At 31.2% G+C, this 15,079-nt stretch carries 15 protein-coding genes; all 15 read right to left on the bottom strand.

Annotated elements, in window-relative coordinates; all coding sequences use genetic code 11:
- A complete protein-coding gene (locus ACFS5M_RS01910; RefSeq protein WP_183485004.1) occupies positions 1–876 on the bottom strand; it encodes a cupin-like domain-containing protein in 876 nt (291 codons plus the stop codon).
- A gap of 11 nt (positions 877–887) precedes the next feature.
- Positions 888–2,429 carry a phytoene desaturase family protein gene (locus ACFS5M_RS01905; RefSeq protein ID WP_183485001.1) on the bottom strand — a complete coding sequence of 514 codons (1,542 nt, stop codon included), beginning with the start codon at positions 2,427–2,429 and terminating at the stop codon, positions 888–890.
- A gap of 4 nt (positions 2,430–2,433) precedes the next feature.
- Positions 2,434–6,111 carry an MMPL family transporter gene (locus ACFS5M_RS01900; protein ID WP_183484999.1) on the bottom strand — a complete coding sequence of 1,226 codons (3,678 nt, stop codon included), beginning with the start codon at positions 6,109–6,111 and terminating at the stop codon, positions 2,434–2,436.
- Positions 6,104–7,300: a DUF2062 domain-containing protein gene (locus ACFS5M_RS01895; protein ID WP_183484997.1), complete on the bottom strand. Its 1,197-nt coding sequence runs from the start codon at positions 7,298–7,300 to the stop codon at positions 6,104–6,106. The genes ACFS5M_RS01900 and ACFS5M_RS01895 overlap by 8 nt, the downstream gene beginning before the upstream one ends.
- A 19-nt stretch (positions 7,301–7,319) precedes the next feature.
- The gene (locus ACFS5M_RS01890; protein WP_183484994.1) at positions 7,320–7,817 is read right to left on the bottom strand and encodes a hypothetical protein; all 498 of its coding nucleotides are present in this window, start codon (positions 7,815–7,817) and stop codon (positions 7,320–7,322) included.
- A 10-nt stretch (positions 7,818–7,827) separates the two neighbouring features.
- Positions 7,828–8,193 (bottom strand): 3-hydroxyacyl-ACP dehydratase, encoded by a 366-nt coding sequence (locus ACFS5M_RS01885; RefSeq protein ID WP_183484991.1) that lies wholly within the window; start codon positions 8,191–8,193, stop codon positions 7,828–7,830.
- 8 nt (positions 8,194–8,201) lie between these two features.
- A complete protein-coding gene (locus tag ACFS5M_RS01880) occupies positions 8,202–8,828 on the bottom strand; it encodes a porin family protein (protein ID WP_183484988.1) in 627 nt (208 codons plus the stop codon).
- Positions 8,825–9,430, bottom strand: coding sequence for a hypothetical protein (locus ACFS5M_RS01875; protein WP_183484985.1), 606 nt, complete (start codon positions 9,428–9,430; stop codon positions 8,825–8,827). Before ACFS5M_RS01875 ends, ACFS5M_RS01880 begins: the two co-directional genes overlap by 4 nt.
- Entirely contained in the window at positions 9,408–10,025 is a 618-nt protein-coding gene (locus tag ACFS5M_RS01870) for a LolA family protein (protein ID WP_379897706.1), read from the bottom strand. The genes ACFS5M_RS01875 and ACFS5M_RS01870 overlap by 23 nt, the downstream gene beginning before the upstream one ends.
- Entirely contained in the window at positions 10,018–10,794 is a 777-nt protein-coding gene (locus ACFS5M_RS01865; RefSeq protein ID WP_183484982.1) for a polysaccharide deacetylase family protein, read from the bottom strand. The genes ACFS5M_RS01870 and ACFS5M_RS01865 overlap by 8 nt, the downstream gene beginning before the upstream one ends.
- Entirely contained in the window at positions 10,788–11,852 is a 1,065-nt protein-coding gene (locus ACFS5M_RS01860) for a beta-ketoacyl synthase N-terminal-like domain-containing protein (RefSeq protein WP_183484979.1), read from the bottom strand. Before ACFS5M_RS01860 ends, ACFS5M_RS01865 begins: the two co-directional genes overlap by 7 nt.
- Entirely contained in the window at positions 11,853–13,055 is a 1,203-nt protein-coding gene (locus tag ACFS5M_RS01855) for a beta-ketoacyl-[acyl-carrier-protein] synthase family protein (RefSeq protein WP_183484976.1), read from the bottom strand.
- Positions 13,056–13,137: 82 nt separating this feature from the next.
- Positions 13,138–13,395, bottom strand: coding sequence for a phosphopantetheine-binding protein (locus ACFS5M_RS01850; RefSeq protein ID WP_183484973.1), 258 nt, complete (start codon positions 13,393–13,395; stop codon positions 13,138–13,140).
- Position 13,396: 1 nt separating this feature from the next.
- Positions 13,397–14,017: a 3-oxoacyl-ACP synthase gene (locus tag ACFS5M_RS01845; RefSeq protein ID WP_183484970.1), complete on the bottom strand. Its 621-nt coding sequence runs from the start codon at positions 14,015–14,017 to the stop codon at positions 13,397–13,399.
- Complete coding sequence (locus tag ACFS5M_RS01840; RefSeq protein ID WP_183484968.1) at positions 14,017–15,078, bottom strand: methyltransferase; 1,062 nt, start codon at positions 15,076–15,078, stop codon at positions 14,017–14,019. Before ACFS5M_RS01840 ends, ACFS5M_RS01845 begins: the two co-directional genes overlap by 1 nt.
- Between the last annotated feature and the right edge of the window lies 1 nt (position 15,079).

The raw sequence follows: 15,079 nt of genomic DNA, 5'->3' as shown, positions 1-15,079 counted from the left end.
TTATTTAATCTTTTTTAAAGTTTTATTCGTTTTTTTAATGGCTAATCTGTTTTTGTAATCTATCCATTTTTGTCCTTTTCTTTTGCGCATAAAGTTTTCAAAATGGCGCATAAAAAACACATTATATAGCATGTTTAGTGCAATTTTTGGTTTTTTAGAAAAGGCTCTTAAAGTCATAGAAAATCCGCCATCTAAATATTCAACAAAGTGCCAATAACCACTAGGCATGTAAAGTGCTTCGCCATGTTTCATTTCTACTTGAATAGCTTCAACGTGTTTTAATGCAGGATATTTTTCAAAATCTGGATTAGTCATGTCGATAGCTTCTAAATTATGGACAGCAAAAGGGATTCTATATAAAAATTTGGTTTGTTCAGGTGAAAAAAGTGTAACCCGTTTAGTACCATGAAAATGAACATGTACTAAATCTGCTAAATCCATATCGTAGTGTGCTAATACTTGAGAGCCTTTGCTTCCAAAGAACAGAACAGGTAAGCGTTTAAAAAACTTCATACCAATATCTGGATATTTAAAATCTTTAGCTAAAACAGGCATTTTTTTCATCATGTCATAAAAGAAAATACGCAAATCTGTTGGCTGAGTTTTTAAGATTTCGATATAATCATACAGTTTCATGTGTGTTGCTGGCTCAGCAGATTTTTGCTTTCCTTTTGTTTCTTGATTATTGTATAATGGAACCACTTGGTCTTCGGCTAGAGATTGAATGTAATCTAAATTCCATTTATCATAAGCGTCCCAGTCTTTTGTCAAATTTTCGATTAAAACAGGACGTTGAGGTTTGTAGTAATTTTTTACAAAATCTTCTTTTGTAATGTCTTTAACACGTTCAATGTTTGTTAGTTTAAATTGTCCCATTATTACATCGTTTATTGAACTTCATGTTTATTAGATTCTAAAATTTTATCCAACAAATAGTCTTTACCAAGAATTTCAGAACAGGTAATAATAGCGCTAATAGTCACCCCTAAAATGCCATGCATATTTAAACTCTGACCAGTAAAATACAGGTTTTTTATTTTCGTTTTAGGAGATAAATGCGAATGCAAAGGCTTATTAACATCTTTAACATATGCATACATTGAGCCACGATTACTACCAATATAATCTCTATAAGAAAGTGGTGTAGAGGTATAATAAGCTTCAATACAATCTCTTAAATTTGGAAATTTCTTCTCGAGTTCATCAATAAGAATTTCTGCTTTTTCAGTTTTAAATTGCTCGTAGGTTTGTCCGCGTTCATTTTTATGAGCTACAGTATTAAACGTATCTTCCCAAGGTTCAACTTCATCATAACGCATGTAAGTCATGACTGCAATACTATCGCCATAACCATTAGAATTCTTCTTAATTCCCATAGACATCATATAACCTTCTGGCCAACTTTCTTGTGTGTAATGATGAGAATCCCATACTTTATTAGGATCTTTAAAATGGTAGTAATTTTTATTCTTGTATTTAAATGAATTTGGTTTTAGTACAATATATAAGGTGAAAGCTGCAATGGTACTTTCAATTTTTTCAATTCGATTGGTATATGATTTTCTAAATTTATCTTCACCAACCATTTTTATAGTTAGTTTGGGTTCAATATTAGAAATAAATAAATCGCCTTTTATTTCTATACCTTTTGTTGTTGTTACAGAACAAATTTTACCATCTTCAAAATTAAATTTTGAAACTTCGTGATGGTTATAAGTTTCTCCGTTTTGTTCTTTTAAACGCCTGATAAGGACTTTTGTAATTTGGCTTCCACCATTAATACATCGATAAGAGCTTTGAATATAAGAGTTGGTTGACAAAGCATGAACAAAAAATGGCGTTCGGTTTTTATCTCCTGCATACAGGTAGTTCGAACCAGCTAAGACAGCTTGTAGTTTTTTGTTTTTAGTAAATGAGTTGATGAATTCTTTAGCGGGAAGCTGAAAAATTTCAGCATCATCATAATAAGGTTTTCCTTTTTGAAGTGAGTATAATGGAAACTTTTTACAAGTTTCTTGCAGCTTTTCGCAATACATCCGAATACCTTCTTCTTCTTCAGGGAAATCTTCTAATAAATTTTTTATGAAATTATCATAGCCTTGAGCATGTCTATACTCTTTAGGGTCATTATCAAAAGAAATAATATCAAATCCGTCTTCATCCATTTTATGAAAATTAAGACCTTTTAATATGTCGATATATTTAAAGTATTGATGCAGATTTTGCCCTTCACTTAAACCACCAATATAATGTACTCCTGTATCAAAAATGGTTTTGTTGCGCACAAAGGTTTGCAGGTTTCCTCCATATTGATTGTTTTTTTCAAGTACACAAACACTTTTACCTTCTTTAGCAAGAATGATTCCCGAAACCAATCCAGCTAAACCACTTCCAACAATAACAACATCATAATGTTCTTTGTATTTCAAGATTTTATTTTTTTAAGATAATTAGAGTTTTATTTTCACTAATAATTTTGAAACCTAATGCTTTTATAGCTTCAGCATATAAATGTCGGCTTTCTTTTAATAAGATAAAAAGATTTACAGTATTAGCAATATTTTTTAATTGATTTTCTTCTAGACAATCAGAATTAATAATAGCAACATTAGTTTGATTTTTTAGAGTTTCTTCAGCAGAATTTCCAAAAGAAATTTTATAATGTGTATTCGTGATATAACTGTTTTTTGCAATATCACGTTTATGTTCGTCCTCAATATAGGTAAACAGTTTTCTGCTTGGTTGGTCTAAGGCTAAAAGGAAATCGAGTTGTCCAGAGTCTTTTGAAAGATGAACAATACTATCTTTTTCATCAATAGTGTCAAGAACAATTTTATAATTTTCAGCATTACTTTTTAAATCTGTTTTCACCTTTTTATATAATGCATCACCTTTATATCGATACTCTTCTAGAACGATACGATGAAAATAAGTATCGGTTTCAATGGCATGACGCAACACATTAAATTCTTCTTTAAAATGTTTACTAATCCCTTTTGTTTTTTCTCTTGAGTTTCCTCCAAAACTTATATCCTCAAAAGGAATGCGGTCTAATATTTTTAAAGTAATGCTTCCGTTTTTAATAATGAAACTCCCTTTTGGTAAAACTTCAGAATTACCATGAATAAGTACAGGAACAATATCAAGTTTTAGTTGTTCGGCTAAATAAAAAGCACCTTTGTGGAAGCGTTTCATTTTATTTGTATTTGAACGTGTACCTTCTGGGAAAGCCATTAACGAATAACCTTGATCTACTTTTTTCTGTAAATGCGACAACCCATTTTCTATACCACTTGTTACAGGATAAAAGCCAGCTAATTTTACTGCTTTACCAAAAATTGGAGAGTTGTACACCCAATCATTGACTAAGAAAATAATTTTAGGATGTAGCATTCCTATAGCTAAAATATCTAGAAAGGAGGTATGATTAGAAATGATAATGGCTTGTTTTTTAAAGGTTTCATTGTTAGGGTTTATAATCCTTTTTTCTACAAAGGGATTAGTGTATAAAACCGATTTCATAAACTTCGAAAGGATTTTATGAAACCAAGACATTTTTATTTTTTTAGAGATAGGTATAATTGGAATTAGTATTACACTTATTAATGACAACAAAAATCCACCAAGACCATAGTAACCAAAAGAAAGTACAGAATGCACAAACAAACGAAAGGTTATTGGTCGTTTCGTTTGACTACCAATAAATAATCTAAAAAGTAACGGTTGAAAACTAAAGGCAATGATTAATGCAGATAATATACCAATAATGGACACTAAAGAGATGGAATATAATGCTGGATGCTTAGCAAAAATGAGCACACCAACACCTAGTATTGTTGTAATTACTGAAAGAATTATAGAGGTTTTATGAGTTGGTAAAGCACGTTCGCCTGTTCTGTATTCGTGTAAAAGCCCATTGGTTATAAAGATGCAATAATCAATACCTAAGCCAAAAATGAAGGTAGAAATAATAATGTTAAAAATATTAAATTGAATACCAAATAAGCCCATAAGACCAATAGTAAGCAACCATGTTAATGCAATAGGAATCGCAGTCACTATAGTAAGTGAAAAACTTCTATAAAAGAAGAGTAGCAATATAAAAACGACGATAGAAGAATATAACACCAAGCGATTAAAATCGGTTTTAAGATTGCCTAGAAAGGTTTCGTTCATGTGCTTTCTGTCAACAACTATCGTTTGTTTAAAGTCTTTAAATGTATCAACCAACTGTTCAACATTCTCATCTTGTACTTTGACTAAAGTCGTAACTGTCGTAAAGTCGTCTTTAGACGTAATGTAGTCATTAGTAGAAATTGTTTTTAACGCTTTAAAATCTTCAATAGATAATGGCTTAAATTCAGCATCAAGCAAATCATAAAAACGATTAAATGTTGTTGACTTAAAGCCAAGTGTTTGACCGCTTGAGATAAGGTTTTGCTTTGTGGCTGCTTTGTTTTCTGAAGACCAGAACGTATTCCAGGACTTAATCTTTTCCTTTTGAAGGACTTGAGATTGTATCAAAGAGCCAATAGAACTAAAATCAATAATTTTGTTTTTATGTAGAAGACCTTCAAGCAATGGATGAATGGCATCATTAACTTGTAAAGCCTCTTGTTTAGAATTACCGTATGCAGCAAGATAAACCGATTTAGAAGACAGGTTGGTTAAAGCGTCTAGTCGCTTTTGAGCTTCCATAAGAACTTGAGGCTGATAATTAAGTTGGTTTAAATCATTGTTAAAAGTAACCTTATTATATGTAAATGCACTAATGCCTAAAAGAATAACAAGAGCTATCAGACTCCATTTCTTTTTATGCATAGGATACTCTGCCATGCGATCAATAATGGTTTTCTTTGTCCTTATTTTAGTTTTCACACGATAGACTTGTGGAATAAAAAGGAGTGCAAAGACGGAAGCACTTAAGACACTTATAGCAGCAAAAATACCCAAATCTTGTAAGGCTTGCGATTTTAAAAACAACAAGCACAAAAAGGCTAAAGCAGTCGTTAAACTACTCATTAAGATTGGTTTAGTAATTTCTTTATATAAAGCTTCTGCGTTGTTGTTGCTTCTTATATGTGTAAGAATATGTAATGCATAATCTAAAGTAACGCCAAGTAATACAGAACCAATGCCTAAAGAGATGGCTGATATTTTTGTACGTATTAAAAACAATAAAGACACAGCAAGCAATGCACCAAAAGCTGTTGGAATAAACAAAATAATTGGGACACTTAATTTTTTATAAAAGAGAATTAAGATGATTAGCAAAACCGTCATGGCAATACTTACCGTTAATTGAATATCTTGCTTTATTTGATTGGCATTTGCAACTGCAATGAGCGCTCCTCCAAAATATTCACAAGAAGCTTTAGTTTTAAACGTGTCATTTAACTGGTCTTGTAAAGCGTAAAGATCATTTGCAAACGTAGTGTTTTGATCCGTTTCACTAGATTCAAAAGTTGGAGTGATGAAAAGTAGAATATTGTTCTTGTCTTTACTCAATAAAAACCCATTATGTAGAACAAAGTCATCGCCAAAGCTTAATTCTTGTAATTTTTTTAAAGCTATAAAAGACAAACCTAAAGGATCTTTTAAGATGGTTTCTTTAGCAATAAAACCAGATGGTGAAACTAGAGTTTTATAATTGGTGTTTGTTAATTCCTGAATACTGTCTTTATGAAGCTTGTTGCTTATGGTTTGATAATCACTTTCATCTAGAAAAAGAGGAAGGTTATTATAAACAAAGTTTAGGGTGTTAAGCACATCTTCATCTTCAACATGACCTTGAATATGCTTAATGTAATCTTTAGAAGTTTTAGTGATACTATCAATAAATAGGGTAGCAAATTGTGTTAAATCATCAACGGTTCCATGATCCTGACGTTTGATGTTAACTATAATCTTGTCGGCAAAATTAACTTGTTTCAACACTTTTTGAGCTTCAGAAGACTTCTCGGTTTGAGGAATGAGTTTTGAGATGTCTTCTTCAAACTCAATATTAGAAGCTAGAAAAAACAATCCAATAATAGCGGCTAATAATAAGCCAAAACCTAGAGGTTTTTGTGTTGAAAAACGCTTGTATATGTTAAAAAACAGCTTATCCATTGTGGAGCGCTGTTTTCTTTTTTTCAAAAATAGAGAAGAATAAAAACCCTAAAACACCAAATAATATAGCACAAGTAACAGCTAAAGTAAAGCTACCAATAATGTAAGTTTTTAAATGGTCTGAAACTTCAAAGTTATTCTTAAAAGTGTCTAAGGTATAATTATAATTAACACCTAAAACAAACTGACCAACTTTAGAGCTTGCATAGAGAACAAACGGAATAAAAGGAGGCAAGCTAACATTAGAAAAAGCAAAGGCAATGGCCTTATTTAGGTTTAAGACTATGGCTAGAAAAATAACAATGAGTGTATGAAATCCCCAAAAAGGCGAAAGTCCAATAAGCACACCTAAAGCAATAGATAAAGCCTTTTTAGTTGGCGAATCTTGGCTGCCTAAAAAGTCTTCAATAAAAAAACGTTTAACCCCTTTTTTTTTAAACTTTCTATAAAGATTTCGCGGCTTAATATAGAAGAGCGTTAAAAAAACTAAGCAGATATTTAAAATGCTAATTCTTGTAAAATCTTTAAAAGGTCTGAAATGAGACACGCGTTCGTTTTCATCATATAAAACCTGAATAGGAACATTTTCAACCACAACATCATTCCAAGCTGCTTTTACAATAACTTCAATTTCAAATTCGAATTTTTGAGTATAAAATTTTAGCTTTTCAAGAGCTTTTAAAGGATACAATCTAAATCCAGATTGTGTATCTGTGAGTTTAATTCCAGTTTCAAACCAAAACCAAAAATTAGAGAATTTATTTCCAAAACTACTTTTTCCAGGCACACCTTCTTGATTCATATTACGTGCACCAATAAGCAAAAGGTTTTTGTTTTCGGCATGTTCGAGTGCTTCAACAAACGTGTTAATGTCTTCAGGAAAATGCTGTCCATCAGAATCTATAGTAATGGCAAAGTCATATCTTAATTCGGTTGCTTTTTTAAAACCAACACGTAAGGCATTTCCTTTTCCTTTGTTTTGAGGAACAAGAATATGTTCTAATGATGAATACTCTTTGAGGATTTGAGCTGTAGAATCTGTAGAACCATCATTTATAATAATGATGTCATTGGTATATTCCAAAACACCATCAACCACACGTTTTAAGGTGCGTTCATTGTTGTATGTTGGAATTAACACACAAATTTTTAATTCTTTTATTTTGTTGATTAATAGCGCTTTACTCACTCAAGAAATAGTTTTCTTCTTATGAGCCCAAAATTACTGATTTTTCTTCATCTGTAAAGACTTTAGATTGTGAAATATAGTCTTTAATATGATTTTTTAAATGTGGAAATTTGATGTTTTTAAATTGAGCTAAAAGAAATTGTTTGTCTTCTTCTAAGTTGCTTTTGTATTTTAAAAGTTTAGGCGAATTTTCTTGAATGCTTAATCTTACAAAACGCACTTCAATAATATCTGGTGATTTTTCAATAGCATATTCTATAAACGAAACGCCTTCAATGAAACCTTCTTTCTTTTCTTTTATAGTTTTTGCATGTTTAGCTAACAAAGCTATTGATGCGCCTTTATATGCAATAAGTACAGCATTATCTTCTTTGTTGACTTTTGATAATAGTTTATGAAACGATTCTACTTTTGTTTTATCATTAGCGGCAACTTTATACGCATCTCTTACGGCATCAAAATTTAATGATTGTGTGTTTAGGCTAAAAACACTTAAAATTATAATTAAAAATCTCATAATAATTCTTTTATTTAATTGTAAAATTTGTGGTCAATTTTAACGCCACTGTATCTTCAAATGTAGTGCTATTTTTAACTTTATAGCCTTCATCTGTTTTTGCAATATCTAAATTCAACTCTAAGTTAGGTGTTTTTTCTGGATTAATAATAGCCATGAATTTGATATTGCTAGAAGATTGCATCATTAGTTTTTGACCGACAATTTCTTCAGTTAATTCTTTAATAATTTGCATCATGCAAACACCAGGCGTTACAGGATTTCCAGGAAAATGGCCTTTAAAAATCTCATGATCTTTATTAATAGTAATTTGAGCTGTTGCCAAATTTTCTGTTACAGCTAAATCATTTAATGAATAGAAGTCTTTTAATTGCATGGCTTTGTTTATTTAGAAAAATCAAATTTATAAGAAACACTAAATTGAATCACACCATTTAAAACACTATCACTATTATAAAAGTCGTTTTCATCTTCATCGTAATCATCAAAGAAATCTTCTCTTACATCAATGAGTCCTTGTTTATATCTTAGGTCTAGCCCTAAACCAAATGGGAAATCATAGCCAATACCTCCAAATAACGAAAAATCGATTGGGATAATATCGTCGTAGTCATTTGAATTAATAAGAATATCGATACTTGGACCAACAATTAAATTTAAGCCAATGTTTTTAACTGGGAAAAATTTATTAGCAAGGTTTAAACTTACATATTCTAAATCTAAATCTTCTTCCTCCAATATAATTATTGGATCAAAACCATTGTCATAAGTAACTTCGTTAAAAGTTGTTCCTTGATTAGAATATGTGGTTTCTATTTGTAGCTCATAAAAATTAGCCAAGTGTAAATTTACAAATAAACCACCTTGAAGACCTAATTTAGCAGATGTATCATCAACATTTGAAAGATTAGCTAGATTTAATCCTGCTTTAATTCCTGGGCTAACACTCACTTGTGAAAACACCGTTGTCGTTAAAATGAGACAAGCTAAGACTAAAAGTTTATTTTTCATTTAATGGATTTTAAATTAATTTTAAGCTTAATATTAGAGTGATTAATCTCTATTCGTTGTGCAATATTATCATTTATTTCTGTAAACAAAAACCTTACTTTTTCTTTTCCGTTATTGGCTCTAATAATTTTGCTTAATTCTGGACTTTCAAAATAATAATATGTTTTCTTATCTAATACAGTTTTTTTAACAACTTCATTATTAAAAGTATAGGCTTTTTTTGGTGTTAGATTTTCGGTAATCAACACCCTAAAGTCTTTCTTTAAAATGTTAATGAGTATTTTTTTGTTGAGGTCATCTAAAATATAGTTGACGTTAAATGCTTTTTTATTAAAAGAGAAATCAAAAAGTTTGTTTCCCATTTCGGTTGTAAAAACAATACGATGCTCTTGATCTTCTAGTTTCTTTATAATTAAAAGACCGCCAAACGTATGGTCATAAACTTCAATAGTTGCTTTATATACATAATCTTGGTTTGGATTTGCAAAATAAGGATTTTGAATAGCACTTAAAGTATCTACATTTTGAAAGTTGTTTTTTGAAGGATAAGTTGCACAACCAAAAACCAAAAGACAAACACTAATGCGTAAAAACAGTTTCATCAATGGGTTGATTTAAGACTTTGTTTGTAAATACAATTTTGGTGTAATCTGCTGAAGGCTCAATCATTTTTACTTCAATTACATCACCTCTCGAATTAAATGTAATGTGAAATGTTTTAATGTATTTTGAAAATTTTTCGTCTTTTGGACTAAAATACACTAAGCTATTGTTTTCCTTTTTAAAGTATTCTATAATGAATTCATCCTCATCAAACATATCACCTTTTACACTGCTAATGATGAGCTTATTAAGTTGTTTGAACATTTTATTCGAGCCAATATCAATGTCGCTTTTGTGGCCTTCATCATTGATAAATAATTTTTCATCTTTAAATAATACAGAATACTTAAAAGGTTTTACATATTCCCATTTTACTAAATCAGGTGCTTTAAAGGCTAATTTTCCAGAGGTCTCAATATCATTATCTAAAAAGTCTAAATGTTTGAATTGCACAAAATCACTAGAAATAGTTTGAGTTGAAGTTGCTAAAGTTTTCACTTTCATTTTTAAAGCTGAAGCCTCAGAATCGCTCATTTGAATTTGAGCTTGAGCAGTAAAAACAAGAAACAGAAATAAATATAATATCTTAGGCATACGCTTTTATATTAAATAGAGTATCAATAGTGACAGCTTCTATCTTTTGACGCTGTAAAAATAACAATAACTGTTCCAAAACAGCAATAGTTTTTTCGCTTGTGTCATGTAGTAAAATGACATCACCTTTTTTTAGATTTTTAGTAATGCGTTTTAGAATGATTTCTTTACTTAAATTTCTAGTATCTAAGGAACGTTTATTCCAGCCAATAGATTGTAAGCCTGTTATTTTTAGAGCACGTTTAATCCTTGGGTTTGTTACTCCAAAAGCAGGTCTGTAAAGTTGAGCGTCTAAACCAGTTTGATTTTTAATAATGGTATTCGTTTGTTGTAATTCTGATACGACTTTTTTAGTACTTAAAAATCCGAAGCTATTGGTATGTGAATACGTATGATTTCCAACAGTATGATTTTCTGCTAGAATACTTTTGAAAATCTTTGGATAGGTTTCAATATGCTTTCCAATACAGAAAAAGGTAGCTTTTGCATTATAGGTTTTTAAGAGCTTTAAAACTCGAGGTGTAAATTCTGGATTCGGACCATCATCAAAAGTAATAGCAATCTGATTTTTTGGCGTTTTAGGGTTAGAGTTTAACGATTTAAAATGATAGTTCCATCCAATAAACGACGACCCAGCCATGGTTAAAAGCAGCCAAGCAATAAAAATAATTATGAGATAACTAAAAGATAAATTATAAAATAAATAAGCCACTAGCAATCCTATAAAGGAAAGAAAAGCTAAACCATTTACAGTTTTAAAATTTAGCATTGTTTGAGTAGCGTGAAGCTATGATTTTCTCCACGATACTGATTGTATAATAAAATGGTTTTGAAATTTGATGTAGGTAAATGATTAAGTTTAACCACTTCAGGAAGCGTTTGTGTTTTTAATATTTTTGAAGCTAACCACAAACCAAAAGACGAGGCAGTATTAAACTCTCCGCTTAAATGTTTATAATAAACTTGTTGGGTCTTGTTAAATATTCCTGTGCTTAATGTATGATAATAAGCGTCAAAATTAACATCGCCATTATTTCCAAGAACAAGTAGATCTACATCATCTATCTCAAGGTTATTATCTTTTAAAAATTGAGTTGCAGCTTGTGAAACGTTATTTTCTGATAAGGTATTGAATAGTTTAACAGCTTCAATTTCTGCATAAGAATGAGTCTGTTTTTTATTAGAAAGGACAAAGAAATTAGCACCTTCACCAAAAACAGCACCTTCTGTTTTTGATTCTAATAATTCTGAAGTTTTTACAGCTTCAGGTTTTATATGATTGATGAGTTTATGAATGGTTACAGTATGATCGCCTAACTCATCAACACCACCAATTAAAATATTATTTTCTTCATTCAACTCTAACTGAAGCTTGGCATCTAACAAAGCAGATTCAAAAGAATTACTTGCATGTACATAAGTAAAATTATAGCCTTTACATTGCAACTCCAAAGCAATTTGTCCGCCAACGGTATTATGAGTCGATTGAATAAAAGAAGTTGGTGTTAGGTACTGTTCATCATTATCAATGATAGCACTTACAAATTTTTCTGAATCACGCACACAACCCATTCCAGTTCCAGTAATAATAGCATCTACTTGATCTAAACCAGATTCTTGCAACGCCATTTTAGAGGCGACAACTCCCATTTTTATCCCTTTTGCCATACGTCGTGCAGCAGCAGGAGGAATGTAGTCTTTATAATTAGGGTTAACGACATTAATAACCTGAGCTTCATGGTCAATAATTTCATCTAAAAACGTTGTATGGTCAAATGTTTTTTGAGCAGAAATTGAAGCAATGCTATTGATGTATACTTTTTTCATTTATTGTTCTTTTGAAAAAATTACGGTTGAACAATTCCCTCCAAAACCAAATGAATTAGACATAATGGTTTGTAATGGCTTTTCTTTAAGTGTGAGTTGAGGTGTGATATTGAATTCTTTCATCTGCGTTTTAAAATTCAGATTCGGATAAATCACATTATGTTGCAGTGCTAAAACAGAATACACAGCTTCAATCGCTCCTGCAGCAGCCAAGGTGTGGCCTGTGTAAGCTTTTGTAGAGCTAAAATCAGGAACATTATTACCAAAAATTCTGATGATGGCACGCCCTTCAGACAAGTCGTTGTTTCCAGTTGCAGTACCGTGAGCATTTACATAATCAATGCCTGTTGGGGAATAGTTGGCTACTTTTAACGCTTTTTCCATAGCAAGTGTTGCACCATCACCATTTTCAGAAGACGCTGTTTGATGGTGTGCATCGTTGGCGTTTCCATAACCTTTAACATAGGCCAATACGTTTTTGTTTTCGGCTTGTACGACTGCATCAGATTCTAAAACTAGAAAAGCAGCAGCTTCCCCAAGATTTAGCCCTTTTCGGTTTTCATCAAAAGGCGTGTTATAGGTATCAGATAAAATCATTAAGGTTTTAAAACCATTAATCGTGAATTTTGATAGGCAGTCTGCGCCACCAACAATCACACGATCTAATTGGCCAGATTTTATTAAGCGTGCGCCTAGCATGATGGCATTGGCAGCAGAAGAGCATGCTGTGCTTATTGTTGTAACTAAGCTTTGTTTAATACCTAATTGCTCTGCGATTTTTTGAGTAGAGTCTCCAGCATGATGCCCTTCAATATATTTTTGAGTGGCTTTATTTTCTAAATAATCGTAATAATAGCGTTCGGTCATATCCATTCCTCCAACGCTGGTTGAAGAAATTAGCCCTGTTTTGTGAGCATTAATATTAATAATTCCAGCTGATGCTATAGCTTCTTTAGCAGCAACAGCACCAAGAAGTGCTGTTCTGGAATAATTATTATCTGAAGTTAAACCAAGTTGTTGCTCCAGTTCCTGATTAGTAAAATGAATTTCGCCAACCATGATATCATTCACATGATTGGTTTTTATTTTAGAAACACGCGAGATTCCTTTTTTACCATCTATAAGCGACTGGTAGTTTTCTACAACATTGTTTCCAATGGCAGAAATAATTCCCATTCCTGTTATAGCAACACCTTTGCTCATATATAAATTAGGTCTTGACTGCGCTCGACCTAACAATATGTAAGTCTGCTCGAGCGTAGTTTAGAGGTTTTTTTAAAGAATTTTACTTAGTTCTATGTTCTGTAATATAAGCAGCCATTGTGTCTATAGACTCAAAAATAGCGCGCCCTTCTTTAGGGTCTGTTAATTTAATACCATAACTCTTATCTAACATCACGATAAGTTCTAAAGCATCAATCGAATCTAAACCTAGGCCATCACCAAAAAGCATATCATCATTTGCGATATCATCTGTAGACATGTCTTCAAGGTTTAATTGCTCGATAATGTTTTCTTTTAATTCTTTTTTTAAAGCGTCCATATTATGTATTATATAATGTTATTATGTCTTGTTTACTATGTTTTATTTTGCCGTCTTCAGCAACTAAATATAAAAATGCTTCGTAGTTGTTTTCACTATCAAATTCTACCCAACCACAAAGCACTTGATTAGCTTTGTTAGTTGATAATAAACTATTTGAATAGTTTAACAAATGTTCAGCATTAAAGTTGTCAAAGATAAAAAAACTATTCTCAGAATACAGCTTATATTTTATACTTATCTCACCAATGCAAATATTAGGTAAAGTATAAACAAAAACGGCAGGACTTGGATAGTAGCTTTCTTTATTTTGAATAGACTCTTGGTGCTTTCTGTCTGTATTTAGACTAGAAGATTTATTAGAAAAAACTATAGCAATATTATGATCTTGTTCTGAATCTATATTTTCATTTTTTAATAGAATATCTGCTGCAATAAAGGCAAGCTTACTTAAATTATCCATTTTAAAAAACTTAGGATATTTAGTGTTTTGATCTTTATAAGCTGCTTTTATAAATTCTGAAAATGAATCTGTATTACTTTCGAATACCACATTTCCATTCAAAGACACTTGACTGTTCTTTATGCTACAAAAGGATTTTATGTGATATGATGGATTCATTATTTTTTATTAAAGGTAAACATGGTATGATATTCACCAACAGCAATATCTTCTTTAATTTCTAACCCAGCTTCAGAAGCAATGTCTTTAAATTCTGTGGCTTTATACATTTTAGAGTTACCATTAGCAAGTACAGTGAAATAAAGTGAAGTCGCTTCTAAAATAAATTTAGCATTATCAAATTTTTGTCGATCAGTAAAAGTTTCAATGATGATTAATTCTGAATTTTCATCCATTGAATTCACACATGTTTTTAACACTTTAAGAATTTCTTCTTTAGAAAAGCAATCTAAAAACTGACACATCCAAATAGTTTCTGCACCACTAGGTATTTGTGGGTTTTCTGATAACCAATCAATTTCATGGCTTTTAACGCGTTCTTGAAAGCCTTCTTTTTTAACATTAGCAACAGCTTTGTTAAGTTGTCCAGGAAGATCAATCATAGTGATATTTACAGCATCGTTATACTTACAGCATTGAATGGTAAATTTTCCAGTATTGGCACCAATGTCAAAAATGGTTTTTCGTTCTTTTTTAAAGACCAGCTCTAAAGCTTCGCTAAAAATATCATCAGAATAATGATGGTCAAATTCAAACCATGATTTTTGTTGTAAAGGTGTTAGTTGAGATAAGCCCTCGTATATTGTACTCCAATCACCTAATTCTTTTAAACCTGCAGGTTTCCCCGTTTTTATTGCTTCATCTAAATGAAATAAACCTTTATAACAAACTTCATTTGTAAAGTTAATATTCACATTTACAGTTTCGTGATAATTTAAATAATAACCAATAGTTGTAATTTCATAATGGCCAGTTTCGTTTTTTGACACGATATTAGAGGTTTCGGCAATTTCTAATAATACGCCAACACCATAAGTGCTAATCTCTAATGTATCTGCAATCGCTTTAGCGGTTATTCCTCCTTTTTTTCGTTTATCAAAAATAAGGCTGAAAACACCTAATTTACGTAAAGAAATAACGGCTTGAAATACAAAAGGCGCGAAAGCAATTTTTTGTGCTTCTTGAATGGCGTCTATAGCTTTAATGTTTTGGGTTGACATA

The organism is Lacinutrix iliipiscaria (assembly GCF_042686125.1).
GTDB lineage: Bacteria > Bacteroidota > Bacteroidia > Flavobacteriales > Flavobacteriaceae > Oceanihabitans > Oceanihabitans iliipiscarium.
The sequence above is the reverse complement of the archived record's forward strand: the minus strand, read 5'-3'. Positions and strand labels throughout refer to the sequence as shown.